17 protein-coding genes are annotated in these 14341 nt (G+C 66.7%); 8 read left to right on the top strand and 9 right to left on the bottom strand.

What is annotated here, in order from left to right:
* Nucleotides 1-321 precede the first annotated feature (321 nt).
* A complete protein-coding gene (locus tag AB0F61_RS16340) occupies nucleotides 322-519 on the top strand; it encodes a hypothetical protein (RefSeq protein ID WP_357809775.1) in 198 nt (65 codons plus the stop codon).
* Nucleotides 520-561: 42 nt separating this feature from the next.
* Here the strand turns inward: AB0F61_RS16340 and AB0F61_RS16335 are convergent, their stop codons facing one another.
* Nucleotides 562-1395, bottom strand: a complete 834-nt coding sequence (locus tag AB0F61_RS16335) for an SDR family oxidoreductase (protein WP_357809772.1) — start codon at nucleotides 1393-1395, stop codon at nucleotides 562-564.
* Between the two features lie 122 nt (nucleotides 1396-1517).
* Here AB0F61_RS16335 and AB0F61_RS16330 point away from each other — a divergent pair, with 122 nt between their 5' ends.
* Nucleotides 1518-2111, top strand: a complete 594-nt coding sequence (locus tag AB0F61_RS16330) for a TetR/AcrR family transcriptional regulator (protein WP_357809769.1) — start codon at nucleotides 1518-1520, stop codon at nucleotides 2109-2111.
* Between the two features lie 172 nt (nucleotides 2112-2283).
* Nucleotides 2284-3210 (top strand): expansin EXLX1 family cellulose-binding protein, encoded by a 927-nt coding sequence (locus AB0F61_RS16325; protein WP_357809767.1) that lies wholly within the window; start codon nucleotides 2284-2286, stop codon nucleotides 3208-3210.
* A gap of 14 nt (nucleotides 3211-3224) precedes the next feature.
* Here AB0F61_RS16325 and AB0F61_RS16320 read toward each other — a convergent pair whose 3' ends face one another.
* Together AB0F61_RS16320 and AB0F61_RS16315 are read right to left on the bottom strand one after the other, a co-directional pair.
* A complete protein-coding gene (locus AB0F61_RS16320; protein WP_357809764.1) occupies nucleotides 3225-3563 on the bottom strand; it encodes a hypothetical protein in 339 nt (112 codons plus the stop codon).
* Between the two features lie 90 nt (nucleotides 3564-3653).
* The gene (locus tag AB0F61_RS16315; protein ID WP_357809761.1) at nucleotides 3654-4211 is read right to left on the bottom strand and encodes a YcxB family protein; all 558 of its coding nucleotides are present in this window, start codon (nucleotides 4209-4211) and stop codon (nucleotides 3654-3656) included.
* Between the two features lie 233 nt (nucleotides 4212-4444).
* Here AB0F61_RS16315 and AB0F61_RS16310 point away from each other — a divergent pair, with 233 nt between their 5' ends.
* Nucleotides 4445-7240, top strand: coding sequence for a TIM-barrel domain-containing protein (locus tag AB0F61_RS16310; RefSeq protein ID WP_357809758.1), 2796 nt, complete (start codon nucleotides 4445-4447; stop codon nucleotides 7238-7240).
* A gap of 57 nt (nucleotides 7241-7297) precedes the next feature.
* On the opposite strand, the gene AB0F61_RS16305 is transcribed toward AB0F61_RS16310, so the two are convergent.
* Nucleotides 7298-7561, bottom strand: coding sequence for a hypothetical protein (locus tag AB0F61_RS16305; protein ID WP_357809755.1), 264 nt, complete (start codon nucleotides 7559-7561; stop codon nucleotides 7298-7300).
* Nucleotides 7558-7824 (bottom strand): hypothetical protein, encoded by a 267-nt coding sequence (locus tag AB0F61_RS16300; RefSeq protein ID WP_357809752.1) that lies wholly within the window; start codon nucleotides 7822-7824, stop codon nucleotides 7558-7560. The genes AB0F61_RS16305 and AB0F61_RS16300 overlap by 4 nt, the downstream gene beginning before the upstream one ends.
* A gap of 404 nt (nucleotides 7825-8228) precedes the next feature.
* Here AB0F61_RS16300 and AB0F61_RS16295 point away from each other — a divergent pair, with 404 nt between their 5' ends.
* Both AB0F61_RS16295 and AB0F61_RS16290 read left to right on the top strand, forming a co-directional pair.
* A complete protein-coding gene (locus AB0F61_RS16295) occupies nucleotides 8229-9035 on the top strand; it encodes a helix-turn-helix transcriptional regulator (protein WP_357809749.1) in 807 nt (268 codons plus the stop codon).
* Nucleotides 9022-9213, top strand: coding sequence for a DUF397 domain-containing protein (locus AB0F61_RS16290; protein WP_357809746.1), 192 nt, complete (start codon nucleotides 9022-9024; stop codon nucleotides 9211-9213). The genes AB0F61_RS16295 and AB0F61_RS16290 overlap by 14 nt, the downstream gene beginning before the upstream one ends.
* 160 nt (nucleotides 9214-9373) lie before the next feature.
* On the opposite strand, the gene AB0F61_RS16285 is transcribed toward AB0F61_RS16290, so the two are convergent.
* Nucleotides 9374-9769 carry a hypothetical protein gene (locus AB0F61_RS16285; protein ID WP_357809743.1) on the bottom strand — a complete coding sequence of 132 codons (396 nt, stop codon included), beginning with the start codon at nucleotides 9767-9769 and terminating at the stop codon, nucleotides 9374-9376.
* 232 nt (nucleotides 9770-10001) lie between these two features.
* Here AB0F61_RS16285 and AB0F61_RS16280 point away from each other — a divergent pair, with 232 nt between their 5' ends.
* Nucleotides 10002-10496, top strand: coding sequence for a nuclear transport factor 2 family protein (locus AB0F61_RS16280; protein ID WP_357809740.1), 495 nt, complete (start codon nucleotides 10002-10004; stop codon nucleotides 10494-10496).
* Nucleotides 10497-10540: 44 nt separating this feature from the next.
* Nucleotides 10541-11215 (top strand): PhzF family phenazine biosynthesis protein, encoded by a 675-nt coding sequence (locus tag AB0F61_RS16275; RefSeq protein WP_357809737.1) that lies wholly within the window; start codon nucleotides 10541-10543, stop codon nucleotides 11213-11215.
* A gap of 48 nt (nucleotides 11216-11263) precedes the next feature.
* Here AB0F61_RS16275 and AB0F61_RS16270 read toward each other — a convergent pair whose 3' ends face one another.
* The 3 genes from AB0F61_RS16270 to AB0F61_RS16260 all read right to left on the bottom strand — a co-directional run bounded on the left by AB0F61_RS16270 (nucleotide 11264) and on the right by AB0F61_RS16260 (nucleotide 14279).
* Nucleotides 11264-11902 (bottom strand): class I SAM-dependent methyltransferase family protein, encoded by a 639-nt coding sequence (locus AB0F61_RS16270; RefSeq protein WP_357809734.1) that lies wholly within the window; start codon nucleotides 11900-11902, stop codon nucleotides 11264-11266.
* A gap of 230 nt (nucleotides 11903-12132) precedes the next feature.
* Nucleotides 12133-12987 (bottom strand): DUF4435 domain-containing protein, encoded by an 855-nt coding sequence (locus tag AB0F61_RS16265; RefSeq protein WP_357809732.1) that lies wholly within the window; start codon nucleotides 12985-12987, stop codon nucleotides 12133-12135.
* Nucleotides 12987-14279 (bottom strand): AAA family ATPase, encoded by a 1293-nt coding sequence (locus AB0F61_RS16260; protein WP_357809729.1) that lies wholly within the window; start codon nucleotides 14277-14279, stop codon nucleotides 12987-12989. The genes AB0F61_RS16265 and AB0F61_RS16260 overlap by 1 nt, the downstream gene beginning before the upstream one ends.
* Between the last annotated feature and the right edge of the window lie 62 nt (nucleotides 14280-14341).

Here is a 14341-nt window from a genome sequence, read left to right as displayed (position 1 = left end):
CACGCCGCCGCCATACCTCGGAGCCTAGTGATGAGTGACCGCGATAGTTGGCGAAGTTGCCACTTAATCAGCGGCCTTCCGGACATTGGGCGACACACCGGCCGGGAGGGGTTCTCCTGCAGCCTTCCCCCATGAGAAGGTCGGTCGATGTTGCGGGGACGGCTATTGACCGAGAGTCTGCGTGTTGGCACCGACGTGCGCATACCGTCGCTACACGTTGTTCGAGTCGGCCGACATGACGTATCTGACTCAACGTCGGCTCAGCAGCCGACTGTCTGGACTTTCCTGGATTTCGAGGCACCCGACGAAGCAGCCGACGAGGTGGCAGCGGCGTTGGCTGGGGCCCTGGTGAGCGATCAGGGTTGGTACGCGGACTTCGAGGTCGGCGATGATCACGTCATCGTCTTCCCCGGTCGCGTTTTTCGCTATACCAAGGGTGACCGCGCGGGAAGACAGGCCGCCGTGGATCACGGCCGGACTGTCGGCGTACCCGACCATCAGCTCGACTGGGGCGAATGAGCGCGGGCGTGGAATGCCCGTGGCCCGCCCCGGGCGGGCCGGTTATGAGCGCCCAGGGTCCGTAACGGCGCGCTCGGCGGCCCGGCTGACCTGCTCCCAGCCCGCCCAGGTCTCCATCCGTCGGCGGGAGATGTCGAACGCCAGGTCGTACACCATGCTCCCGAGCAGGAGCCGCAGCGGCGGGTCGTCGCTGTCGACCAGGCGCAGCAGCGCCTCCGCGGCCAGCCGGGGCTCGCTGTCGACCGATCCCTGCGCCCACTGCCGTTCCAGTTCGGCGCGCAGCGGCCCGTAGGCCTCCAGCGCAGTGGTGGCGCTCGGATTCGTGTAGAGGTCGGTCCAGTAACCGCCCGGCTGCACGATGCTGAGCTTGACGTCGAAGGCCGCCGCCTCCATTGCCAGGGCTTCACTCATGCCTTCCAGGGCGAACTTGCTCGCGCTGTACAGGCCGGTGCTCGGAAAACCACCGAGCGCGGCGATGCTGGAGATCTGCACGATGTGGCCGGACCGTTGGGCGCGCAACTGCGGCAGCACTGCCTGACTGACCCAGAGCGCGCCGAAGAGGTTGACCTCGAACTGGGCTCGCGCCTGCGCCTCGGTGAATTCCTCGACCATTCCCATGGACAGGGTGCCGGCGTTGTTGACGACGATGTCGAGCCGTCCGAAGTGCTCGACGGCGGCGGCCACGGCGGCGAAGACGGCCGCCCGGTCGGTCACGTCGAGGGTCAGGGCCAGCAGCCGGTCAGCGTGCCGCTCGTCGAAGTCGTCCGGGGCGATGGTTCGGGCGGCGGCGACCACCCGGTCCCCACGGTCGAGCGCCGCGTCGGCGAAGGCGCGGCCCAGGCCGCGGCTGGCGCCGGTGATGAACCAGGTACGCATGTCGGTCTCCATCCTTCAAGCGAGACGAGACGGTCCGTCTCGTCATGAGGGAGAGGTTAGGTCGCTCCGTCTCTACCGTCAAGACGAGACGGTTCGTCTCGTTACTGTTACCGTGGTGCCCCATGACGCCCAACACGGCCCGCCGGAGGGAGACCTCCCGACGCGCCATCCTCACCGCAGCCTTCGACCTGCTCCAGGAGATCGGGTACGCGAAGGTGAGCATCGAGGGCATCGCCGCGCGCGCCGGCGTCGGCAAACAGACCATCTACCGCTGGTGGCCGTCCAAGGGCGCTGTCGTCTTCGACGCGTTCCTCCTGCTCAGCGAGACCGCCGACGGTGGGCCGCCGGCTTTGCCGGACACCGGCGACCTGGCCGCCGACCTGACCCTGGTGCTCCGCGCCACGGTCGAGGAGATGAACGATCCCCGGTACGAGCAACCGATGCGCGCCCTGGCCACCGAGATCGCGCTCGACCCCGAACTGGCGGCGGCCTACGCCGAACGCCTGGACGGGCCGCTGAAGGAGGCCAAACGGCAGCGCCTGCGCAGCGCCCAACGGGCCGGGCAACTGGCTGAGGGCATCGACCTCGACGTGGCGGTCGACCTGATCTGGGGACCGTTGTTCAGCCGATGGCTGCAACGCAGCGGATCGCTCACCGTCGAGTACGCCGACCTCGTCGTCGCCACCGCCCTCACCGGGTTGCGCCCCCGCCCATGAGAAACGCTTGATCCACTCGGCTTCCTTGAAACCGTGCCATCCCGGGCCACAGGACACCCGGACTTTCTCGAAGCCGAGTGGACCAACGGACTGCGACCCCGCCGGTGCGACACGTGACGGTCCGCTAGACGATTTTGCGCTGCCACAGCAATCTGCGGCAACATCAGGCGCCGTGACGGCACCAGGCACGGCCCCCGACAACGACACACCAGCCAGCAACAACGGCACACAGCGGATGAGTCGGCGGGTCAGACACTGGTTGGCCGGCGCCGGGGTCACCGCCCTGGCGGCCGTCCTCGGCATCACCCTCGCCGTCCGGGGCGGCGCCACCCCGGCCTGCGCCGCGCCCCCGACGGGAAACACCGTCCACAAGGCGAAGGCCAGCTTCTACGACGCCGGCCGCTCCGGCGGCAACTGCTCCTTTCCGGGCCCACCGGCAGACCGGCTCTACGTGGCAGTCGGCTCGTCGACGTACTCCGGGGCCGCGGCCTGCGGCAGCTATCTGGACGTGACCGGCCCGAAGGGCACCGTCCGGGTCATGGTCATGGACCAGTGCGGCGGATGCGGGTCTGGCAAGATCGACCTCTCCGACGAGGCGTTCGCCAGGATCGCCGACCGGGCGCAGGGCATCGTCTCCGTGACGTACCGGGCGGTGGTGAACCCTCCGCTCGACGGCGGCCTCACCTTCCGGATGAAGAGCGGCGCCTCGCAGTACTGGTTCGCGGTGCAGGTCGGCAACCACGGCAACCCGCTCCGCTCGGTCGAGGCGAAGGGGCCGGGCGGCGGCTTCCGCAAGGCGGCCCGCCAGAATGACAACTACTGGACCGTCGAGGACGGGCTCGGCCCCGGGCCCTACAGCATCAGGGTCACCGACGTGTACGGACGCCAGGCGACCGCCACCAGCATCCGGATGGCCCCGAAGAAGGTCCAACGCAGCACGGCCACCCTCGCCAGCGCCTCCCCCACGCCCAGCAGCTCACCCCCGGCCCCACCAAGCCCCACCATCGCGCCCTCGCCGACCCCGACGGAATCGGCCGTGCCGACGGCGACAGTCGAAGCGCTGGCCGGCGCAGCCCCGCTCGACCGTCCGCGCTGCTGACCGAGCCGCAGTGGCTAGCGGCCAGGGTCTTCCTGTCCACGCTGCTTCGCCAGGGCAAGGGTCAACGTCGCGTCCACGACGGTGAGGGACGCCATGGCAATCGCTCCCGCTCGGGCCCGACCGTTGCCGTCCGGGCGGTTGGCCTCCGCTGCGTAGCAACCGGCCAACACGAGATTCAACGCAGCCCGCGCCGCCATCCACGGCCACCGGGGACGACCACACAGGACGCCGGAACCGACGACGAGATCAGCCAGGCCGACCGCTCCGGCCAGCACCGGGCGCTCTCCCAGCCCGAGGGCTGCCGCAGTGCGTCGCGGCCGAGCCGTCAGGGCCACACCGAAGCCGAGCGTCACGAGACCCACCGCGTTCGCCAGTCTGTCCGTGCGCCGTCGAGTCACGTACGAGATCATCGCAGGCGGTTCGACGCCGTTCGGGTCCGCTGATCAGGCGCTTCGGTGACAGTGGGTTTCGAGCAACGCCCGCAGCGGCGCGGGATCGCCCGTGACCAACCCGCGCTTGGGGAGCACGAGCACCGCTGCGCCCAGCCGCTCGGACGCGCGCAGGACGAACGACCGGTCCGTCTCGACGTACCGCAGGTATTGCGACCAGGCGGCCGTTTCACTCCTGCTTGCGCTGGTGAGACGTAGCCCGGTGTCATCGACGATGGCCCGGATCGGCTCGGTCAGCCAGGGGTTTCCGCGCATGATCAGGCGTACCTGCCAGCGATACATCCAGCGGGCGGTGATGAGGAACCGGAACAGCAGCAGGCCGAACCCGATGGCGATGAGCGCCGCCGTGCCGAGGATTGCGACGTCAACCGCGGACATGGCCCGGAAGCCGTTCGAGATGACGAGCCCGACGAGCGCGGCGACGATCAGTATCGGGACCAGCCAGGGACGCCGGAGGCGGCGCCGGTGGGCGACGAAGCCGTCGAGCCAGTCCTCCTCGTTGAGGGTGTAGGTGAGTTCGGCCGGGTCGACGGTGACCTGCTCAGATGACACAAGAGGGCAGCCTAATCCTGGCGTCGTTTGCTAATCCAGCTTTAATCCGGGTCACCCACGCTGTCGCCGGCTGAGACGCCGAAGACCCCGGGGCCTTGGAGCCCGTGCGTCTGAGCTGGTAGCGGTGCGCGAAAGAGAGAAGGGACACCCTCCAAGATCCGTTGACAGGTGTTTCGGTCGAGTGACAGCGTTGTCATCGACTCATTTCCTCCATATGAGACGAGGAGCGCATCTTGCTCTATCGGAACTCACCCCGTCGCACCGCGACAGCAGCCGCCACGGCCGGCATTCTCATCACGGGGCTGGCACTCGCTCCGTCCGCGCCGGCCCAGGCCAGCCACCGCCAGGCGCAGGACGAAGCCGTACGGTCGGGCGACGCACGTTTCGAAGTGCTGTCCCCGACCCTGATCCGCACCGAGTACCAGAAGGACGGCAGGTTCACCGACGCCGCCACCTTCAACGCCATCGGGCGCGACGACTTCCCCCGTACGCGTTTCACGAAGCGCGTCGACCACGGCTGGCTCACCATCGACACCGGCGCGATGACACTGCGCTACCGGGTCGGCTCGGGCGCGTTCACCGCCGACAACCTCACCGTGCAGCTCACGACCGGCAAGCAGGTCGTGCAGGGCCAACCCTGGGCCGGCCACACCGCCCCGGCCTGCGCGTTCGGCGCGCTCTGCGAGGCCGAATCACTGCAGTTGAACGGCCCCGGCGTCGCCACCGACCACCGGGGATTCACCGGACGCGGCTTCGCGGCCGGTTTCGCCTCGTCCGGCGACTCGGTCACGTTCGCGCTCGACGCTCCCGAAGCCGGCACGAAGCAGCTTGCCGTCCGCTACGCCAACAGCACCGGCGGCGACGGCCAGAACGTGGACCGCACCCTGACCGTTCAGGTCGACGGCGACGCCGGCCACACGCTGACGCTGCCGCCCACCGCGAACTGGGACACCTGGGGCCTGGCAAACGTGCCGGTCGACCTCACCGCCGGCCGGCACGAGATCAGCGTCGTGCGGGGCCCCAACGACTCCGGCAACGTGAACGTCGACAGCCTCGCGGTGGTCAACCCGGGTGATCCGTTCCCGGTGCCAACCCCGCCCCAGTCGCAACCCCTGCGGTTCGGCACGCTGGCAGAGGCCGAGACCGGCGCGCTGACCGGCGGCGCGAGGCCCGCGAACGACCACAACGGCGCTTCCGGTACGGGATTCCTGGCCGGCCTGGAAAGCACCACGTCCGCGGACGCGCTCACCGTGACGGACGTTCCGTCCACTGGTGACTACCAGGTGCAGATCCGCTACGCCAACGGCCAGGCCGGTGCCCAGCCGAGCCAGGCGCGCACCATGTCGGTCACCGCCGGAACGGCGGCACCGGTCACGGCGACCCTTCCGCCGACCAGCGGGTGGGACTACTGGAACACCGTTTCCGTCCCGGTCCACCTCAACCGCGGCACCAACACCGTGACGCTGGGGTGCCCCACGGACGCGAGCTGCAACGTCAACGTGGACACGGTCGCCGTCACGAGCAAGGGCTCCCCGCTGCTCGCCCCGCACGCGCCCCTGGGCGGCTACCGCCGGGGCCTGGACGGCGTCACCGGTTCCGCGCTCACCGCGCCGGGCCTTCTCTACCAGGACGGCTGGTACCTGCTCGACGACTCGGCCTCGGCCCTGAGCACCACCAAGCCCCGGCCCGCCGCCGAACAGGACGGCTACGTCTTCGCGTACGGGCAGGACTTCACCCATGGCCTCAAGGACCTGTCGACCCTGACCGGGCCCACGAAGCTGCTGCCGGAGTGGGCGTACGGGGTGTGGTACTCCGAGTACTACGACCGCACCGCCACCGAGTTCCAGAACCTGGTGACCCGGGCCAAGGCCGAGGGCGTACCGATGGATGTGCTTGTCCTCGACACCGACATCAAGGCGCCGGACAAGTGGAACGGCTGGAGCATCGACCCCACCCGGATCCCCGACCCGAAGGCGTTCTTCGACTGGGCCAAGAAGCAGGGCCTGCGCACCGGCATCAACATCCACCCGAGCATCCTCGGTTCGGACCCGAAGTTCGCGCAGGCGCAGGCCACCGCGAAGGGCAAGCTTCAGCGGGTCGGCTGCAACGGCGGCCCCGACTGCTACGCGTTCGACTTCGGCGACCCGGACCAGCTCAAGGCGTACCTGCAACTCCACGACGGGATGGTCCCGAAGGACAGCAAGGGCCCGGACTTCTGGTGGCTGGACTGGTGCTGCGACAACACGAAGTCCTCGCTCGCCGGGGTGACCGCGGACGCGTGGATCAACAAGCAGTACGCCGACAAGACCGGTTTCGCGTTCTCCCGGGCGTACGGCTCGTTGCAGGCCGGCGGCTACGGCAGCCCGACCCCGGTGTCCACCGGACCGTGGGCCGACAAGCGCACCACGCTGCACTTCACCGGTGACACCACCTCCGACTGGCAGACCCTCCAGATGGAGGTCGGCTACACACCTGGCGAGTCGGCCGCGACCGGGCTGGCCGCGGTCAGCCACGACATCGGCGGGCACACCGGCGGCCTCCGGGAGCCGGGCACCGAACCGGGCAGCACGAAACTGCCCGACGACCTCTACGCCCGGTGGGTCCAGTTCGGCACGTTCCAGCCGATCGACCGCCTGCACTCCAACCACAGCGACCGGCTGCCCTGGCAGTACGGCCCGGCGGCGAACGCGTCGGCCAAGAAGTTCCTGAACCTGCGGGAGAAGCTGCTGCCGTACACCTACGCCGCCGCCAAGGAGGCCACCCGCACGGGTACGCCCATCGTCCGGTCGATGTACCTGGCGTACCCGAACGAGCAGGCCGCCTACGCCACCGCCGGTTCCGAGTACCTCTACGGCCCGGACTACCTGGTGGCACCGGTGACGACGCCGGGCACCACCGCCACGACGTCGGTGTGGTTCCCGCCGGGCGACAACTGGACGGACATCTTCACCGGGAAGACGTACCGGGGCGGCACCACGCAGAACATCACCACCACGCTTGACACCATGCCGGTGTTCAAGAAGCACTGAAGTTCTGGCTCGACACCGGCCGGGTGGGGCTACCCCACCCGGCCGGTGCGTTCGCTGCTACCGGTGCGACCGTCGCGCCAGCGACAGCCAGCCGAGGAACCGGGCGTGCAGCGCGGGCAGGTCCGGGCGCAGCCCCAGGCCGTATGCGTCGTCGATCGCCTCGTGCAACGACGCGGCCAGGTAGAACGCCAGCGCTATCGAATGACCGTAGAACTCGGCAGCGAGGGCGAGCCGAGCCGGGCCACACGGCCAGGGCGCGGCGCAGTTGCGACACAGCCACGCCGGGCGCATCGGCAGGTGCGGTCGAAGGCGGGCGGTCATCCGACCCGCACCGGACCCCGCCGGCGTCTGGCTGGCCTGGCCGGTGTCACCGGCAAGGCTTGCAACCGCACGCCCGCACGCATCACGTACAACTCGCGCCGCGCGACCGCGTCGCCCGCCGCGTTCAGTTGATAACCCTCAATCCAGACCCACCCGTCGTACGTGTGCCGCTCGGGCAACTCGCGGATGACGCGCACGAAGATCGGGCGGAGGAACTGCACGCTCGCCGCCGTGGTCAGGTGGATGACGTCGCCGGCCGTCATCCTCCCGATCACGGCAACCCCCAGGGGTACGCGAGAGCGCGGTTCGCGCCCGGGGGCGGAACGATCGTCCCGGGCGGCCACAGTTCGTAGGGCGCATCCGGGTTACCGGGTGACGGGCTTGCCGGTTCCGGTGCGGGCTTCTCGGGTTTGTCGTCGGGCACGGTCTCCCCCTTTGGTGCCGTTGGGAAGGGGCCGCTCCCGTGAGTGCTCGCCCGCCGGAAGCGGCCCCGCTACGAACGCGACCGCCGGATCTCGTGGGCCTACCAGCCGCGCCGCTTGGTGACACTCTGCTGTGGAGGCCACTACGCTCGGAAGGCGTTCCAGGTGTCCGGGCCGGAGCTGGCAGAACAGGCTCCAGCCGTGTGGCACCTCGGGTAGTCGATCTCCGAATTGAGGAGCGTTGAATGGCTGACGTGCCGAGCCCGCTCGCGGACTTCATCGTGAGCGAGATCCGCCGCGCTCGCGGGGCATCCGGGATGACGCAAGAGTCCTTCGGCCGGGCAGCGGGCTTCAGCGCCTCACACGTCAGCGCCGTCGAGAGCGGCACCCGAGCGCTGACGATGGACTTCATCCGCGGGGCGGACCGCGCCTTCAGCAACGACGGGCTGTTCGGACGCCTGGTGGTGAAACTCGGCGCGCCGTCATGGTTCCTGCCGTGGCTGGACGCCGAATGCGGCGCGCGACAGCTTCGTCTCTTCGAGCCACTACTGATCCCGGGCCTACTCCAGACCGAGAACTACGCCCGCGTCGTGATGCGCCTGAACGACCTCATGTCCGCGACGGAAGTCGACCAACAGGTAAGCGCTCGCATGAGCCGACACAAAATCCTGACCGGCGATACACCGCCGCAGGTGGTGGCCGTGCTGGATGAATCGACGCTCCGCCGCGCGGGCGACGAATACGCCGGCATCATGGCCGAGCAGGTCGCCCACCTCATCACCGTCGCCGAACTGCCCCACGTTCACGTCCACGTGATCCCGGCGGGCGCTGGCCTCCACATCGGGTTGTCCGGGCCGTTCGCGCTGGCGCGGGCCGGTGACGGGAGCTGGGTCGGGCACCTCGAAAATCAGCTGGGCGGGATCGTGGTCGACAACGAAGATGGGCTACATACTCTTCAGACGAGGTGGGAGAACGTGAGGAACGAAGCACTCCCGCGCCGACAGTCCAACGAGCTGATGAAGGAAGTGCACAGCCATCATGGACCTCACTAACGCCATCTGGCGCAAGTCCCGGCGCAGCGGATCGTCCGGGGGCAACTGCGTCGAGGTCGCCGACAACCTGGGCGACGTCATCGCCGTTCGAGACAGCAAGGACCCTGCCGGCCCGGCACTGACCTTCGGTCCGACAGCCTGGCGCGCGTTCATCGCGCAGGTGTCCGAGCGGCCGTAACCGGGGCCGACGTTCGACAGCCCCGCGTGTGAGGCAGGGTAATCCACTCCGTTCCCCTGAAGTCGCGGTGTCCTGCGGGCTGGAGGCACCGACTTCATGGAACCCGAGTGGATCTCGGGGCGTGCCGCGTAGCCGCCGCGATACCGGCCGGTGACAGACGTCAGTTCTGACGGAGGGTCTGGTCCCGGTACTGCTGGAAGCCGTTCCAGCCAGCGGTTTGAGGGCAATCGCCGGTCAGGAATTCGCCGGTCGAGATGTCGAGGGCGCGACCACCGGTCACGGCGACGATCCGTGCGACAACGGCCAGGACGTCGTCCCCGCCGCCGCGCACGTGGAACATGATCGAATCCACGGGATCGTCCGACCCGATGTTGAACTCGATGCTCCACGTCGGACCGACCAACTGACCCCACGCAGGATCCGCGAGATCGAGGTCCGGGAAGGTCTCCCGTAGGCATCGTTTGATGTGCGGTCCGGTGCCCAAGGGCAGCGGATCGAAGTCCTGCGGAAGCTGGTCAACCGACCTGGCGTGGGGTGGGGCGGCGAAGATGAACACGTCCCAACTCACCGCGTCCTCCAGTGTGCTCAGGCAGCCCCGGCAGCGTACCCATTGTGGTTGTGCCACGCGCGGGGTCGGCGCAGCTCACACCGCCGGGGGACGCCGTTGGTCCGACGGAGGGACCCGTCCGCGGTCATCGACGGTGATGCTGGATCAGCCGAGACGCAGATCCACCTGGTGAGCGTCATGCTCGGCCTCGAAGCCCGGCCACGATCCGTTAGGGGGACCGGTGAAGCAGCCGTACCACGCCGTCGCCGCATGGCGTGCCGCCGGTGAGGCAGGTGACGCCACCGCAGCGGTCGCCGCTCTCAGCCCCGACGTCACACTGCTCTCGCCGATCACCGAGCAGTTCACCTTCCAGGGCCGCGAACAGGTACGCGACCTGCTTGAGGTGGCCCTGGCCGCGATCGACGGCATCACCTACACCGACCAGGTCGCCGAGGGCCGTACCGTCGCGTTGTTCTACGAGGCCCGGGTCGACGGCCGGCGTCTCGGTGAAGCGCAGCGCCTCCGCCTGGACGCGGACGGCCTGATCACCGAGATCACGCTCTTCATTCGCCCCCTACCGGCGCTGACCCGGCTGATGAGCAGACTCGGCCCCGAACTGGCCCGGCGCAACAAACAACCAGGCCTCGCCCGGCTCATCCCGCTCGCCGCCGGCATGTTGCACTCGATGGCCGACACCGGAGAACGGCACATCATGCCGCGCGCCGCGCCTCGATAGCGGCGGGCCTACGCCCCGGAAACCTGCTGTCGATACCATCGCTTGTGCCAGATCTCCACGTACTTCGGGTGTTCTGCGGTCCCGACGGTCAGTACGGAAACCACCTCGGCGTTGTTCTGGACGGCCAGGCCGTGGCCGCCGGGCAGGACCGCCAAGCCGTGGCCGCGCGGTTGGGCTTCAGCGAAACCGTCTTCGTCGATGACGCCGACACCGGAGTCGTCGACATCCACACGCCCAGCGTGCGGCTGCCGTTTGCCGGGCACCCTCTGGTGGGCACGTCCTGGTTGCTGAGTCGGCTCCGAGCCGAGCCGGCACTCCTGCACCCGCCGGCGGGTGCGGTGCCAACCTGGCAGGACGGCGAGTTCACCTGGATCAGGGGTCGCGCGCGGTGGGCGCCCGACCGGCGCATGCAGCAGTACGCCTCAGCCGAGGAGGTCGACGCGCTGCCGGCTCCGCCGCCCGGTGACGGGTGGCTGTACGCGTGGGCGTGGCAGGACCGGGCCGCCGGTCGGGCGCGTACCAGGGGATTTCCCCGCCGGGGCGACGGCATCGTCGAGGACGAGGCCACCGGAGCGTCCGCGATCGTGCTCACCGCCGAGCTGCGCCGGGCGCTGGACATCAAGCAGGGCAAGGGATCGCAGATCCTGACCCGACCAGGTCCGGACGACACCGTCGAGGTGGGCGGCCGGGTCCTCCTCGAGGAAACCCGGTCCCTCTGAGTGAGCTGGCGCAGCAGCGCCCACGCCGGGCGCGCGGCCAGGTGAGCCTCACCTGGCGAAGGTGAAGATCCTGCCGCTCGGCGGCGCTTGCTGCGGCTGTCCATGGAACCGGTGAACGCCGACCGAGAACAGCACGTCGGACGGTGCGTGAAAGGCCTCCTCGGCGAAGCCTGCGGCGGCGAACCAGCGGCGTATCGCCGGGGTGAGATCGGGGTCGCGGCGGGTCCTGGTCCAGATCACTGTGGCGTCGGGTGCGCACAGCCGGGGCAGGGCGTCGATCGTTGCCCGCACGTCTTCGTCGCTAATGTTGCCCAGCACCCCGGCGAGAACGACCAGGTCGGCAGGGACGGCCGTCCGGTACGCGGTGAAGTCACCCGCGTCGGCTTCGGTGGCGGTGAGCCCGGTGAGCTTGGCGGCGGCGATGCCCATCCGGGCGGCGGCCACGTTGCGGGGGTCGTACTCGATCAGCTCCGCGCGTACCCGATCAGCGTCCGGCCGCGACGCAAGGACGCCGATGAGGTCACGCCCCTGTCCCGCGCAGACACTGACGACCCGGAGCGAGGAGTCCGACCGTCGGTCAAGCCAGTCGTTGATATGCCGCTGAACGAGCCGCAGCCTCCGCGACAGTGGTGACGTGTGGTCGTTGTAGGGCAGGTGCCAGTCGTGCCAGTCGGTAGCAGCGGCCACCGAAGGCATGCTGCCATCCGTCGGGCGGGCCGCAGCGCCGGGCGGCCGACGTGGACGACGGATGGTGAGACCGAACCCCGAGCAGGTGCCTCGCTCGCCGGGCAGCCGATGCCCATGCAGTCGGCGGTGCGCCAGCGGTTCACCGGGTGGCCGAACAATCCTGGTCGCCCCACAGGTACGCGCCATCGGCGAACAGGTCACCGCCGGCCGACATCAATGGGCATAGGCGCCTAAGGCTTATTCAGCAGCGCATGCAATTCCGATAGCCAGGGCGTTCGGACTACGTACGGCGCACTTACAGCCCTGAGCACCCGAGTGAGGTGCTCACCTTCCGTTAATGCCTTATCCGAGGTCCCGGCAATGGAACGCAGACTGACCCCCAGTGCCGCCATCAGATCCTTGCCTCTGTAGTAGGGCGTTGAACCTCGCGGGCAACTAAGTTGCCGAATTGCCTTATCAGAACCTTGTGCCACTTGAATTAAGGTTCGGGCAGCAGGCCGACCACCTCTTTTTTGACTGAGGGCAGCACAGTACCCTTGGAGATTGAAAGCCAGATCCCTAAAACTAATCTTAGACGCTAAATCAACGTCATCAAACGGCAGACCCCATGATTGCTGAGAATTTGCAGAACGCAACCTGGAAAGGGGAACAACGATCTCTTCAAGGATCTTCCTCAAAGCACTCAGGCCGCCAATTTTCTGCAATTTCTCACTACTCCCCAATTCTTCAACCAGTCGCCGGAGTCCGTCAGTCTTCGATAGCATGGCCTCAAGATCTGCGTTCTCGTAAGCGTGTACCGGCACGCCCGCAGCTTCGACTAATGCTACTTCCGAATCGAAGTCTCTGTCTACAACGCAACAGAAGGCACGCATTCCCCACTCATTCAATTGCTTGGCGGTGGAAAGGGCGACGCTCCGATTCCCCGCAGGGAAAATAGGGTAAGCATTCGGCATAGCCTCATCAAGTACACGCTGATCAGAGGGCCCCTCCACCACAATGACTGGCCGCTTATCCGCCTGACGATGTTGGCGAATCCGGTCCGCAGGCCTATCTAGATCCTTTAAAGAGGCAACAGAATCGGGCATTACTCCGCTCCGAGTTCTTGAACCAAATCCCAGCGGCCGTTGATAATTCCGCTCGAATGGGTGGCGATCACAACTTGAAGGTGCGCGATCCGTGCAACATCGCTAATATCTTGAAGAAACGCGTGTTTCCAAGCCGCGTGTAGCGAAATCTCCGGTTCGTCAATAAGGACAACCGAGCGCTCTTTTGTCGAAAACAAAAGCATGGTAAATAATGCAAGAAGGTGCTGCTCACCGGAGGAGAGTGAAGTAACCCCAATTTCGGATTCGTCAACCGTCGAGAAAAAAGTTGGTACACCGGAAGCAGCGACCCTAAGGTCCTTCCCAATGAATTTGTTAATCACAATTGAACGCAAAGTCTTAAGCTTTTCATTGACAGGCAGGAGCGGGAAAAGCCTGTTCTCCCAGTCGTCAAGGAAGACGGCAAGAACTCGTCGCTCCGTGGGGTTAGTTTTACTAGAAGGGAAGTCTACATCTACTACAGCGGCGGAAAGCCCGTTGCGATACAGCTCCGACGCTTGCTCGGCAACCTTCTGGTAACGGGCCTTAAGGAAGCTTTCTTTAACGGTCGTCCTAGCGCCCTGAAGCACCCGGGCAGCGAAGCTCTCATCAGCTGATTGAGTTGCCGCAAGGGACGCCGTTTTTGCTTCCGACACCTGAATTTGGATCTGCCTGATGTACTCTTCAATGCGTGACTTATGGGTAACTTCCGAGGCGTGCTCAAGATGGCCCGGTTCTGTCCGCGCAAGGGTGTCAAGTCGCTTGGTGTCAATAAATACAGATTCGCCATCCAGCATAACTTCGGCGAGCCATGGTGGAACCACAAAGGCTTCTTCAAACGGATCGCCTTCAATTCCAAACTGCCGTTGAATGAAACTACGCGGAAGCGGTCGCGGCTGCGCAGGTCTGATGTCATACCAGCGGCCGTTATCAAGACGGACAACCCAAGGGGGAAGGTTCGCGAGGTTGGTTGTCACGGGAACCCTTGTTGTCCCTAGATGCGCCCCACGCGGCCCACTGCCCGAGACACGCAAGAAAAGACGGCCACCCTCTTCGACCTTCTCCAATAAGAGTGATCTCTTGTTCGAGAAAAGCACGTGAGCAGCCTGAAAGGGAATTTCACCGACGCGGAGCAAATCCAAGTCAAGCAAGGCCTTGATCAGGCGCAAGATATGCGTTTTCCCAATACCATTCGGGCCCGAAAGAATAGTTACGGGCGCATCCGCAGAGAAGCTGATATCATGATCGATGAACTGAAAAAGTCCCTTGACATTCAAATGTAATAGCTGAGGCACCTAACATCGCCTTCCGAACACGTAACATGCCGAACCGACAACGTACCGGACGTCCGCCCACA

Origin of the sequence: Micromonospora sp. NPDC023888, from assembly GCF_040639415.1 — a bacterium.
Taxonomy (GTDB): Bacteria; Actinomycetota; Actinomycetes; order Mycobacteriales; family Micromonosporaceae; genus Micromonospora.
This window is presented reverse-complemented; position numbering and strand designations above follow the sequence as displayed.